This is a genomic window from Natronorubrum texcoconense (assembly GCF_900100335.1).
Classification (GTDB): Archaea; Halobacteriota; Halobacteria; order Halobacteriales; family Natrialbaceae; genus Natronorubrum; species Natronorubrum texcoconense.
On sequence record NZ_FNFE01000001.1, the window covers coordinates 893,692 to 905,910 of the forward strand.

Sequence of the window (12,219 nt, forward strand, 5' to 3'; positions counted from 1 at the left end):
CCCAGCCGGGTTGCCCCGACTTCCTCTATCCTCGGACTCCGGCGTTGAGAAGGTATCTCGTGCCATTGTATCTCCCCCTATCGAATCACGGCGACTTAACTCCGCCGGTCACGGTACAACCTGCGAGCGGGTCGTCCACGGAGTCGAGACGTAACGCCGACCCGAACACCCATCCACCTCCCCGTCGTACCCCCACTCGAGTATGGATTCAACTCTGGAGCCGCTCGCGCGCTCGCTTCGCGAGGCCCCGGTCGTCGACAGAGACGGCTACGAATACTTCGTCCACGGCGTCACCGACGGCGTCCCGCCGGTCGACCCGTCGGTGTTGCGGGCGATCGCCGAGGGCATCCGCGAGCGTGTCGACCTCGAGTCCGTCGACACGCTCGTCGCGCCGGAAGCGATGGGCATTCACCACGGGACGGCGCTCTCGCTCGCGACCGACGTCCCCCTGGTCGTCGTCCGCAAGCGCTCCTACGGCTTCCCCGACGAGGTCGCCGTCCACCAGGAGACCAGTTACGGCGAGGATGAACTCTTCTTGAACGGCGTCGACGCTGGCGATCGCGTGGTCGTCGTCGACGACGTGCTCTCCTCCGGCGGAACGATCGACGCCGTCTGCGGGGCGCTCGAGTCCGTGGGTGCCGAAATCGTCGACGTCGTGACCGTTCTTCGACGGATCGACGTCGACCACGAGGACGTCTCGCGCGACGTGACGAGCCTGCTCGACGTCCGGGTTCGGGACGGAGCAGTCGAGATCGTCGACTGAACACCGGTCGAGATCACTGTTCGGCGAGAACGAGTTTGTCACCAGCCTCGACGTTCGCCGCGGCTCCGGCTGGGAGTTCGACGAGCAGGTCGCACTGCTCGCGGGCGAAGCTCCGCCACGGCCGCAGTCGCTCGACGCGTTGGACGACGTCGTCGACGACCCAGACGGCGTCGATGGGGAAGAAGACGAACAGCATGTGCACGTCGCGCGTCTTGGCCGTGTCGAACCGGAACACGAGCGCGGAGTCGTCCGGAAAGGATCGACGAAACATCAGCCCGCGGGTCTGGCTCACGATCGATTCCGCGAGTTCGACGTCCGTCGCCAGCACGTCCTCGTGGCTCACGGGGTCGGTCTCCGCCTCCAAATCGTCACCGCGTCCGACTGTCGAGTGGTGAACCAGCTGCACGCTCTCGGCTCCGGGGGCGAATAGCAAAAATCTTCTCGCTGGCGTCGAACGCGGACCGATTCGCCGACGCTCGCTCAGCCGTCGAGCTACTCGTCGAACGAGAAGGAGTCGTCCTCGGCCGACTCCTCGGACGCGTTCGCGTCCGTCTCAACCGTCTCCTCGCCGAACGAGAAGGTGTCCTCACCGGCGTCTTCGTCGCGTTCGACAGCGTCTCCATCCGGAGTCGGAGCGTCGCCGACGACGGCAGCGCCGGTGGCGGTCTCGAGGGACTCGAGTTCGATACCCGAGGCGCTGCCGTCGGTATCGGTTTCGAACCGGTCGAGCGCCTCCGAGAGCGTCACCGCCTGTTGGGAGAGATCGTCGGCCGATTCGGAGACCTCCGATAGCGCGGACGTCTGTTCCTCGGCGGACGCGGCGACGTTCTCGGCTTCGGCGGTGGTCTCCTCGGAGATCGTCGCCACCTCGTCGACCATCGCGACGACCTCCTGGGTCGATGCGGCCTGCTCCTCGGTTGCCGCCGAGATCGACTGCACGCCGTCGTTCGTCTTCTGTGCGTACTCCGCGATCTCCTCGAGTGCGGAGCCGGCGTTCGTCACGAGTTCGTTGACCTCCTCGATCTCCTCGCTGGTCTGGTCGACCTCCTCGGCCGACCGCTCGGTCTGGTCCTGGATCTCCTCGAGTCGGGCGCTGATCTCGTCGGTGGCCGTCTTGACGTCCTGGGAGAGCTCCTTGACTTCGGCTGCGACCGCTGCGAACCCGCCGTCGTCGCCCGCGGCGGATCTGGAGGCCTCGATGTTGGCGTTGAGCGCGAGCATGTTCGTCTGCTCGGCGATCTCGGCGATCCGGTCGATCAACTCGTCGACCGTCGCGACCTCGTCACGGAGTTGGTCGAACTCCTCGACGACGGCGTCGCGATCCCGCTCGAGTTCCTCACAGGCCTCGATGGCGTCGTCGAGTTTCTTTCGCCCGTCGCGGCCGGTCTGGGCGGTTCGCTCGGCGACGTCCGCGACCTCGTTCGAGGAGGCGGCGATCTCTTCGGTCGTCGTCGAGAGGTTGTTCATCTCCGCGTCGACCGACCGTAGCGACTCGTACTGCTGGTCCGCGCCGTCGGAGATCTCCTGAACCGACGCGCTGACCTGTTCGCTCGCGGATCTGACCTCCTCGCTCGAGGCCGTGACCTGCTCGCTGGCGGTCGCGACGTCGGTCGCGAACCGGTTGAGGTGCTCGACGGTCGCTTCGATCTCGGTGAGCATCTCGTTGAAGTCGACCGCGATCGCTTCCATGGTCTCGTTATCCGAGGCGTTCGGATCCATCCGAACGGTGAGGTCGCCGTCCGCAGCGTCTTCCATCACCCCGCAGTACGTCGTCGCTGCCTGCTTGAGATCGTCGTTGATCCGCTCGACGCGTTCGCGTTCGCGCTCGGCGTCGGCCCTCGCGTCCTCGGCTTCCGTGATCTGCAGTTTCAGTTCGTCGCGCATCGAGCCGAAGCCGTCGTAGAGTCGGCCGATATTGTCGATCCGCTTGGTCTCGAACTCGACATCGAGATCACCCTCCTCCATCTGACCGACCTTGTCGGTCAGTCGGTCGATCGACGTCGCCGTACTGCGGCCGATCACGGCACCGACGAGACCGATCAGGAGGACGCCACCCAGCGTGGCCATCGTTCCGTACTGGTTGACCGAGTTAACGAAGCCGTAGGCCTCCTCAGTCGACGTGTGAGAGAGTACGACCCATCCCGTTTCGGTCCCGTGGTACGCCGCAACGTAGCCGTCCGGATCGAAGTCGTGTGGCGAGGACTGAAGCGCACTGACTGGTGGCTCGTCGAACGTCATCGACCCCGAGTGAGTCGCGTTCTCACCGGCCAGCGCCTCGTCCAAAAGTGGGTGCTCGTCCGCGTAGGCGGTCTGGAATCCGGAGTCGACGAACCCATCCTGTAATCCGTCCGCGCCGCTTCCGGTGAGTCTGTCGTCGAGAATGATCTGTCCCTCGCGATCGACGACGACCGTCGATCGTTCGCCCTCGACCGTCGCACCGAGATCCGTCATCACGTGCTCGAGTTCGAACGACACGACGATCGCCGTGTCGTCCTGGCCACCCGTGCTGATATAGTACGAGACGACCGGCGTGTCGTCGACGGCGTACGGCTCCGTTCGTTCGACGTTCGACGCCGAAATTTCCGAATCGATTCGGTGTGGCTCGGGGAACTCGACATCTTCGAGCGTCGCCGCATCACTCGTCGTCGTCGCTAACAGTTCGTGGCTCTCCTGGTCGACGTAGTGGATCGCTTCGACCTGTCCCGATAACTCGAGTTGGAGGTCGTAGAGATAGGACTGGATCGCTTCTTCGTCACCCGATTCGACGACGGGTGTATCGGACGTACTGGCAGTCCGTCGTTCGTTCTCCTCGTCCCAGTTGTCGATCGTGTTCGCCTCCTGAGCGGCGAGCGACTGTTGGTCTTCCAGCGCGTTCTCTTCGACGCTGTCGGTGATCTGGGCCGTCGCGACGAATCCGATCGCGCCGACGGAGAGGCCGAGTAGTAACAGGGCGATACCGAACTTCAGTGCGTAACTTCGTCGAATCGTCGATGGGACGATCCGTCGTATCGAATCGAGCATTGAGATAGAACAGTTATCATTATTCAAAAAACCTTCCTGTTTGACCTAGTATCTCGCCAGCCTACAGGAACGGAGTGAAAAATGTTATGGCCAAATAGGGTGTGCCGTTGACAGTTGTGTCGAACCCCGCTCGGTGCATTCAAACCGATTCGTTCCCTACCGTTGACTCGAGGCATGGAGAAAACGCCCCAGGGTACGTCCGTCGGCGTCGACGACCCGTACGAGTTCGCAGGCGTCTGTGACTATCTTACCGGCGAGGGGCGGTGTCGCTACGCGTTCGACCACTACGAACACGATCCGGAGTTCGCCCGTGAACGCGCGGCCGACGACTACGCCTGTCCCGTCGTCGATCCCGAAACCGACGAGACGTGGGCCGACTGCCCGCACTTTCGCTCTCGAAACCACGATCGGGAGTGCGTCCGCTGTGGACTCGAGGAAAAGCGCATGGCCCACGACGACGAGCGCCCGCTGCTCGAGGAACACCACCTCTCGTACGTCCGCAACGGCGAGGAGCTGACCCACGAGATCACGATCTACCTCTGTCGGTGGTGCCACTCGAAGGTCCACAACTCGTGGGCCCGGATCACCGACGACGCCGCGCCGGAGCCGGACGCGATCGCCGCGCTCGAACAGCGCCGGGGGCGCGAGTACGACGAACTGGGCTTCGAGTCGGCTGCAGAACGGTACGGTGACGATAAAGATGGCACCGATTGAGAGAAGCGGCCACCGGACGGCTCGCTATCCGGTGTTCTTCATCCCGGCCGCGATCCCCTTGACCGTCAGCCGAAGCGTTCGTTCTTCGATGTCGGTTCGGTGAGTTCGATCGAGGAGGTACACCTGCAGCAGGTTCAGCGGATCGACGTAGGGGTTGCGCCGCGCCAGGTTCTCGCCGAGCCAGTCGCGGGTGTGGAGGGTCTCCCGTTGACCGATAGTGGTGATCAACTCGGTCGCTCGCTCGTACTCGCCGGTCACTCGCGGGAAGAACCGACTCCGAAGGTCGTCGTTCGCCAGGTCGGCGTACTGTTCGGCGATTTCGAGTTCGGTCCGGGACAGCGAGAGCGCGGCGTTGTCGAGCGTGGTTCGGAAGAACGACCACTCCTCGTACATCTCCTGGAGGGTGTCTATCGAGCCGCCATCGTCCAGGTAGGCGTCGAGGCCCGTCGCGAGCGCGTACCAGCCCGGCAGGATACAGCGAGACTGCGTCCAGGAGAACACCCACGGGATCGCCCGCAGGTCCTCGACCGTTCGTTCGCCGCTGCGCGAGGCGGGGCGCGATCCCAGGTCGAGATCCTCGATGACCGTGATCGGCGTCGCCTGCTCGAAGTACCGGACGAAGCCGTCGCTCTCGAGGAGGTCGCGGTACTCGCGACGGGCGGCGTCGGCCATGGTCTCCATCGCCTCGACCCACTCGTCGCGCACCTCCTCTTCGGGCTGCTCTTTGGCGTACAGCCGCGCGCGAAGCTGTGCGTTGACCATCTGTTCGATGTTGCGCTCGGCGATGCGCGGGTTGGCGTACTTTTCGGCGATCGCCTCGCCCTGCTCGGTGAACTTGACCTGTCCTGTGACCGTGCTGTTCGGCAGCGCCAGCAGCGCCTCGTTCATCGGACCGCCGCCGCGGGAGATGGAGCCGCCGCGGCCGTGGAACAGCCGCATCGTCACGTCGTGATCGTCGCAGATCTCGCCCAGTCGGCGCTGGTTCTTGTACAGCGACCAGTTCGCCGCGAGGAAGCCGTTCTCCTTGTTCGAGTCGGAGTAGCCCAGCATGATCTCCTGCGTGTGCCCCCGTGCCTCGAGGGCCTGTGCGTAGGCCTCGTTCTCGAAGAGGGTCCCCATGATCCGGCGAGCGCCGGAGAGGGCGTACTCCGTCTCGAGCAGCGGCACGATGTCGAGTCCGCAGTGTTCGGGCAGGGAGACCACGCCGGCCTGGTCGGCGAGGAAGAGTACCTCGAGGACGTGGCTGGGTTCGTCGGTCATCGAGATGGCGTAGGTGTCGATGGCGTGGACGCCGTACTCGGTCTGCCAGTCCCCGAGGTTGGCGAACAGGTCGAGGACCTTCGTCGACGATTCCGAGAGCCCCTCGGTTTCGGAGAGGTCGACGACGGGTTCGTCCTGGAGAATCGCCTCGGTCAGCAGGTCGGCACGCTCTTCCTCGTCCATAGCGTGGTAGTCGATCCCCTCGCGATCGAGGGCCTCCGCGATGGCGTCGGTGTGGTTCTGCTGGTGTTCGCGAAGATCCAGACTGGCGAGCGAGAAGCCGAAGGTGGCGACCTGTCGCCGGATCGGGTCCACGTGCGCCTCGGCGACGCTCTCCGCGCCGTTGTTCCGGAGGCTCCGGGCGATGATCTCGAGGTCGTCGAGCAGGTCGTCGACCTCGTCGTAGCCGCCTGGGCGTACGTCGCCGACGCGCTGGAGCCGCTCGCGCATCAGCTTGAGCTTCTGTCGGTACGGCTCGTCGGGGTAGCGCTCCTCAGCGGTTCGGGCGCTGCCGGGCAGTCGCTCCCGATCGTCCTCGAGCGTGACCAGGAAGTCGGAGCCGGGGTCGATCCGGCTCCCGTCCTGACTGAGGACGCCCGACAACCGTTTGAGCTCCTCGCGATACTTTTCGAGGATCACCGAGCGCTGGCGTTCCAGCGTGTTCGCGGTCACCTCCGGGGTGACGTAGGGGTTTCCGTCCCGGTCGCTGCCCGCCCACGATCGGAACTCGAACAGCTTGGGGATCTCGAGGTCGCCTTCGACTTCGTCGTCGATCGCGTCCGCCAGTTCGTCGTACACTTCGCCGACGACGTCGAACAGCGTGTTCTCGAGGTACCACTGGACGTTTCGAGCCTCGTCCTCGGGCTCGGGCTGGCGGTTCCGGACCTGCGGCGTCTGCCAGAGACTCGTCACTTCGGCGTCGATATCCCGCCAGATCTGGCCCTCCTCCTTCTCGGTCAGCAGCCGCTCGTCGAGCGTCTCGAGTTCGGTCGAGATCGTTCGCAGCTTCGATTTGACCGTCTTGCGTCGGGCTTCCGTCGGGTGGGCCGTAAACGTCGGTTCGATCAGCACGTCGTCCAAGACCTGTCTGACGGTGTCGACGTCGCTGTTACCCAGCTCTTCGGCCGCGGTCTCGAGGCTGTCCTCGAGGGTCCCCTCGTGGGACTCCGTTCGAATCGTCCGCACCCGCTCGCGCTCTTCGGCGAGGTTGATCAGTTCGAAGTAGGTTGTGAACCCCCGAGCGACGACTCGCTGGTGGTGTGGCGACAGTCCGCGGAGGTCCGCGATGAGCGTATCGCGCGAGTCGAGCTCGCCCGATCGGTAATCGATCGCGGCCTGCCGACACGATTCGACCGTTTCGAACGCTCGTCGAGAGGTCTGGTCCTCCAAGACGTCGCCGAGCAACGCACCGAGCTCCCGGACGTCCTGTCGGATCTCCCTGTTGTGAAGTCGCATACCAAGAGCGTACGGCTTCTACCTCAAAAACCCCCGTGGAGGCTCGCTATCTCCCATTTCATCCTTTTCCGTGATAGTTACTGACGGTGACTGATTGGAGTGAAATCGGTCGATCACCGAGTCGAGAATCTGTCACGTACTCACACCTCGGTGTAGACCGGTCAGTAGCGTTTCATGTGAGAATTAGCAACTCGGATTCGAGTACTTTTATCGGGTCCGACAGTAGCCCACGGCGAGACCGTCATTCAATTATTTTGATCGATGATGATAGACATTCCGACGAAATTGATGAGATCGAACTGGCGCGCGCACTCCTCGCGGGCGAATATCAGTTTCCTATTTGACGTATTGACGAGGTCGATCTCGTTCCGTGTCGACCGCGTCAGCCACCGCGTTTTCGATACCAGACTCGAGCTCCGACCGGCGACTCGTCTGCCTTGAGCTCCAGTCTGCGCAACACTAACGCCTGGATGGCGGGCGTGACGACGAGTTCGACCGTCCCTCCACTGTCGGCCTGCAGTTCGAAGACGCAGTGTCCGTCCCGCTCGTCGATGCGTTCGATCGTCCCGACCGACCACCGATCGACGTCGTGGGTCGGTTCTCGAGCGTGGATTCGATCGTGGTTCATAGACGCATGGAGGTCGAGCAAACGGTTGAAGCCACGGTGCCGACGGTGCGAGTTTGCCCCATCGTCCGTCAGTAATCGCCGAGCACGCCGAGCCGCCTCGCTCTGCGGGTCGCGTACTGAAAGACCGCGTAGCCCACAACCACGTAGCCGCCAGCGACCGCGACCAGGAGGCCGAGGTCGGTCGGCGAGAACTCCCAGAGACGAACGCCGTCGACCATCGCCCGCTGGAGGAGTGCGCTCCCGTGAGCGAGGGGGAGAAATCGCATCCACCCGAGTTCGAACGCGGGTGCCGAAATCAGGACGATGAATCCGAACTGGAGGAGATTCAGCCAGTTTCCGACCTGTTTGTAGAGCACCGTGACGCCGCCGGCCGCCAGACCGAGTCCGAGCACCGACACGATGCTGAGCGTCGCGACGACGACGATCGTAAACAGGTTCAGTTCGAGCGTCGTCCCGGTGATCAGGATCATCGCGACCAGAATCACCGTCGAGGTGATGAACGTCCGAACGATCTTCGCGACCCCTTTCAGCATCGCGACGGGTGCGAACCCGAACGGCGTCATCACGTGGCGCTCGAGGGTGCCCCACTGCACTTCGCTTCCGATATCGTTCGAGATGGAGGAGTACGCACCCACCGACAGCGTCCACAGGAAGTAGCCGACGATGATCCCTTCGATCGAGTCGGTGAGCGCCTGCCCGGCGATCATCTGTCCGCCGTAAAAGAGCACCCCGAAAAAGAACAGGGAGATGACGATGCCCCCGATAGCGTTCGCCGGATAGCGCACGAAAATCAGAAACTCGCGGTAGAGCACGGCCCGTGCGAGGTGATAGTAGCCGGCTGGTTGCGGCGTTACGTCCTCCTCGCGCAGCCGTTGGCTCATCGTTCCCCCCGATCGACCGCCGTCAAATCGACGAACACGTCCTCGAGGTCGGGTTCGATCGTCCGCACTCGCTCGAGCGTCACGCCCGCGGCGCGGAGCGTGTCAAACAACTCGTAGAACCCGTCGCTGTCCGTCGTCAGTTCGATCACGTTGCCACGGTCGTACGGCTCGACGCGAATTCCGGCGAATCGGTCCTCGAGACGCGACACGATCGCCGCGTCGAGGTCGCGGCTCGCGATCTGCACGCGGTGGCGATCCGTCCCGTCCAGCAGCGCCGCCACGGTGTCGTCGGCGATGATCGCTCCGTCGGACATGATGAGGACGCGGTCACAGACCGTCTCGACGACGTCCATGTCGTGGCTGCTGAGGATAACGGTGAGATTCTCTTCCTCGACGAGCCGTCGCAACTCCCGCTGGAGGGTTCGAGAGCTCTCGATGTCCAGCCCCAGCGTCGGTTCGTCGAGAAAGACGACTTCCGCACCTCCCGCCAGAACGCTCGCTAACGATACTTTCTGCTTCATCCCGCGCGATAGCTCGCGGACGGGAACGTCCGCCTTCGCTTCGAGTCCCAACTGCGTCAGGAGCCGATCGTGACGGTCGCGCACCGAATCCGGATCGACGCCGCTGATCGTCGCGAAGTATCGAAGGTTCTCCCGAACGGTGAGCCGCCAGTAGTCGTTTCGCGCCCCCTCGAGCATCGCGTCGACGTACGCGTACGCCTCTCGAGGTCGATCGTAGACGTCGATCCCCCGTATTCGAACGGTCCCCGCGTCCGGCAACACCATTCCGAGAATCGACTTGATGAGCGTCGTCTTCCCGGCCCCGTTCGGGCCGAGCAATCCCACTATCGAGCCGGTTTCGATCTCGAAGGAGACGTCGTCTACGGCGGTCACCGCCGTCGGACCGTCACCGAATCGCTTGCTGAGGCCGGTCACGGAAACGGCGACGTCGTGACGGTTCGTTGTCGCGGTCTCGGTCCCGGCAGCGACGTCGCCCCCGGTGAGTGGAGCGGCATCGGCCGACGGAGATCCAGCGGATTCCACAGCGACTCCTCCACTGGGCCGGGAGCCAGCGACTTCCTCATTCGACGATCCGTCGTTGTCTCGCGCGGTCACTGTGGCGATTTAAGCGTGGTAGCTACAAAAGCGCGCGGCCAACGGGAGTTCGATACCGATCCGAGACTGCAACGGTTCCACTCGACAGCCACAGAACTCCGCGACACCGCGGGAACGGAGTGACCTGCAGCACATCCGCCGATCCAGCGCCACGTTTTTACGAACTAGTCGTGTCGATGGCACCGTGGGACGCTATCAACCTGGGCAACACGATTCGTTTATTAGCTGTAATACGCCTCGTTGCGGGGCAAGCAACGCTCCTGAAGGATCTCCGGAGTACGATACCGACTGCTGGCGGTGTGGGGAACCGCTCGGTGGAAAGCCCGAACCAGGTGATACCGTTCACGTCGACATCGTCGACGAGAAAGCCGACGGGACGCTCGTCTGCAAAACGGAAAGCGGGTTCGTCCTCTTTCTCGAGGCGGATATCGCGGCGATCGAAGCGACGGTTCGAGTAACCTCCGTCGACGAGACGTACGGCGAAGCAGAACTCGTCGAAACGGGCTCGTAGCTGGGGCGGCGTTACGATCTGTCTCGGTTGCGAAGGGGTGCTTCGGTAGGGACTCGAATTATGCGAAACGCTCATTACTGCTCGTGATTCTCTACTTCAAGTCTCCGATCATACACTTTTTGTCAGCTACGTTCGCAAAAATGCTCCGTCAGGGATTTGAACTACGCGAAACACTCGCTACGCTCACGTTTCTCTAATTCAAATCCAGGGTCGCATTTTCGGCTCACGAGGTTGTTCGCCGAGAAGTGCTCCGTCAGGGATTTGAACCCTAGTCATTGCCGTGAGAGTCCGCTCTGATTGAAAGACCGTTCAGACGACTCTCAATCCCCCGAAATCGCCGACGACCGTGATTTCGGCCCGTTCAGTCACAACTGACGGTCGCTTCCTATATAAAAACCCGCGAGTTTGCCCCTCGGGCAAAGCCGACTCGCATAGCCCCGTTGTTATGCGAACCGGATCGACTTCCAACGGCAGCGCGACCCGAATAGCGCTAAGGCTAGGTTTGTCATGACTCAGTGGCCTGTGTCGAAGCCCTCAGACCAAGGTGTTTCTCCCTCCAGTGATCAAGCCGTAGCTTAGAAGCGTGGGTGGCATCCCACTACTTACCTATCTGGCGACCCGCGGGTATACAATGGCAGTACCAGATGTCCAACAGCCCCTGTCGGCTATTGGATGTGATGCGTGCCAGTCTGCCGTCCAATCTGGCGGGCAGCAGGAGTTGTCGTTTCTTCTCTTGGACCAGCTCACGATTCCCGTCCTCAGCTGTGACGAGCACCTTGAACAGTTCTCTTCGGTCTGTGGATTGACATCCGAAGACACGGTCGATCTCCTGCATCATCTACCGGCCGGCGGATTGTCGTGTCCCAGCTGCCGTCTTGTCCCGTACAATTCGCCGCATCCACTAGTCCGAGTCCAAGACGGCGCCATCATTCCGTTGGCGTGTCCGGAGCACCAAACCGAGATCGTCCAACGGTTCCAGACGGGAATCCAGACACAGCACCAGCTGACGGTCGGCCTCGATACTAGCACAGGTCCATCCCTGAAGGATCCGTAATCCCGTTAATTTCGGGTCATTCTTGTTCGAGTTCGATACGCTCAAATTGGCCTCTTCCAGTTCGTTTGTGACTATCTGCTAACGCCGACGACAACAACGTACGTTCCGCTTTTCGGAGATGCTCGTGCAGTGTTGCCCGGCTGATCTCTAACTCTATCGCGAGGTCTTCGTTCGTAATCTTTCGGGGCCAGTCGTAGTACCCCCGCGCGAGCGCTTCGGTGACAACTTCTCGCTGTCGCTCAGTTAATGGCGAGTCGGTGGTCGCTCTGAACTCCTCGAGTTTGCCGAGTGTGACCGTTCCGAACCCCTCTAAATCGTCGATAATGTTTTTGAGATCTTCACGCTGGAATACGAGAACGTTGTACTCGCGTTGACGGCCCGAAACCGTATTTGACCGGCGCAGTGTGCCGTGGTTCTGATAGATGGCCGTATACGCACCGCACGAGGGTTTGGTTATGAGTAGATTCTCGTCATCGAGACGCTTGACGTGATTAACGTGATCCGCATGCTCGAGGTCCGATTGAAAGGAATCTGCATGAGGGCCGGCGTGAAGAACGAAGGTGACGAACCCGTTTTGGATCTCCTCGATTTCGATCGGAATCGGCGCATCGATATCCGCCGTAAGTTCTCTGAGAATGCACTCTCGGTGCTGTGTGAAATGGAGTGTGGCGGTAAACATCGCTTCGCTACTGTGCCAATACCTCCCAAGGTGAAAAAGCACTCGATGAGGTCAGAATACCGTGAGTGGCTAACCAGTATTTAATCAGCCAACAGCTGTTGGGGAAATTCTTACTCCCCAACACGGTGTCTACCACAC

10 protein-coding genes are annotated in these 12,219 nt (G+C 62.1%); 3 read left to right on the top strand and 7 right to left on the bottom strand.

Features of this window, described 5'->3' with window-relative positions; all coding sequences use genetic code 11:
- Nucleotides 1–202 precede the first annotated feature (202 nt).
- Nucleotides 203–763: a hypoxanthine/guanine phosphoribosyltransferase gene (hpt, locus tag BLT08_RS04260; protein ID WP_090303522.1), complete on the top strand. Its 561-nt coding sequence runs from the start codon at nt 203–205 to the stop codon at nt 761–763.
- A 13-nt stretch (nt 764–776) separates the two neighbouring features.
- On the opposite strand, the gene BLT08_RS04265 is transcribed toward hpt, so the two are convergent.
- Together BLT08_RS04265 and BLT08_RS04270 are read right to left on the bottom strand one after the other, a co-directional pair.
- Entirely contained in the window at nt 777–1,169 is a 393-nt protein-coding gene (locus BLT08_RS04265) for a DUF192 domain-containing protein (RefSeq protein ID WP_090303523.1), read from the bottom strand.
- An 86-nt stretch (nt 1,170–1,255) separates the two neighbouring features.
- Nucleotides 1,256–3,784, bottom strand: coding sequence for a methyl-accepting chemotaxis protein (locus BLT08_RS04270; RefSeq protein ID WP_090303524.1), 2,529 nt, complete (start codon nt 3,782–3,784; stop codon nt 1,256–1,258).
- Nucleotides 3,785–3,958: 174 nt separating this feature from the next.
- Here BLT08_RS04270 and BLT08_RS04275 point away from each other — a divergent pair, with 174 nt between their 5' ends.
- On the top strand, nt 3,959–4,498 hold the full coding sequence (locus BLT08_RS04275) for a DUF7097 family protein (protein WP_090303525.1): 540 nt from the start codon (nt 3,959–3,961) through the stop codon (nt 4,496–4,498).
- Between the two features lie 24 nt (nt 4,499–4,522).
- Here the strand turns inward: BLT08_RS04275 and ppc are convergent, their stop codons facing one another.
- The 4 genes from ppc to BLT08_RS04295 all read right to left on the bottom strand — a co-directional run bounded on the left by ppc (nt 4,523) and on the right by BLT08_RS04295 (nt 9,837).
- Nucleotides 4,523–7,213, bottom strand: coding sequence for a phosphoenolpyruvate carboxylase (gene ppc, locus BLT08_RS04280; RefSeq protein ID WP_090303526.1), 2,691 nt, complete (start codon nt 7,211–7,213; stop codon nt 4,523–4,525).
- Between the two features lie 382 nt (nt 7,214–7,595).
- The gene (locus BLT08_RS04285) at nt 7,596–7,841 is read right to left on the bottom strand and encodes a DUF7861 family protein (RefSeq protein WP_090303527.1); all 246 of its coding nucleotides are present in this window, start codon (nt 7,839–7,841) and stop codon (nt 7,596–7,598) included.
- 68 nt (nt 7,842–7,909) lie between these two features.
- Nucleotides 7,910–8,722 carry an ABC transporter permease gene (locus BLT08_RS04290; protein WP_090303528.1) on the bottom strand — a complete coding sequence of 271 codons (813 nt, stop codon included), beginning with the start codon at nt 8,720–8,722 and terminating at the stop codon, nt 7,910–7,912.
- Nucleotides 8,719–9,837 carry an ABC transporter ATP-binding protein gene (locus BLT08_RS04295; protein ID WP_090303529.1) on the bottom strand — a complete coding sequence of 373 codons (1,119 nt, stop codon included), beginning with the start codon at nt 9,835–9,837 and terminating at the stop codon, nt 8,719–8,721. The genes BLT08_RS04290 and BLT08_RS04295 overlap by 4 nt, the downstream gene beginning before the upstream one ends.
- Nucleotides 9,838–10,021: 184 nt before the next feature.
- Between BLT08_RS04295 and BLT08_RS04300 the strand changes: the two genes are divergently transcribed.
- Nucleotides 10,022–10,348, top strand: a complete 327-nt coding sequence (locus tag BLT08_RS04300; protein ID WP_090303530.1) for a TRAM domain-containing protein — start codon at nt 10,022–10,024, stop codon at nt 10,346–10,348.
- A gap of 1,070 nt (nt 10,349–11,418) precedes the next feature.
- On the opposite strand, the gene BLT08_RS04310 is transcribed toward BLT08_RS04300, so the two are convergent.
- Nucleotides 11,419–12,081, bottom strand: coding sequence for a helix-turn-helix domain-containing protein (locus BLT08_RS04310; protein WP_090303930.1), 663 nt, complete (start codon nt 12,079–12,081; stop codon nt 11,419–11,421).
- Nucleotides 12,082–12,219 lie beyond the last annotated feature (138 nt).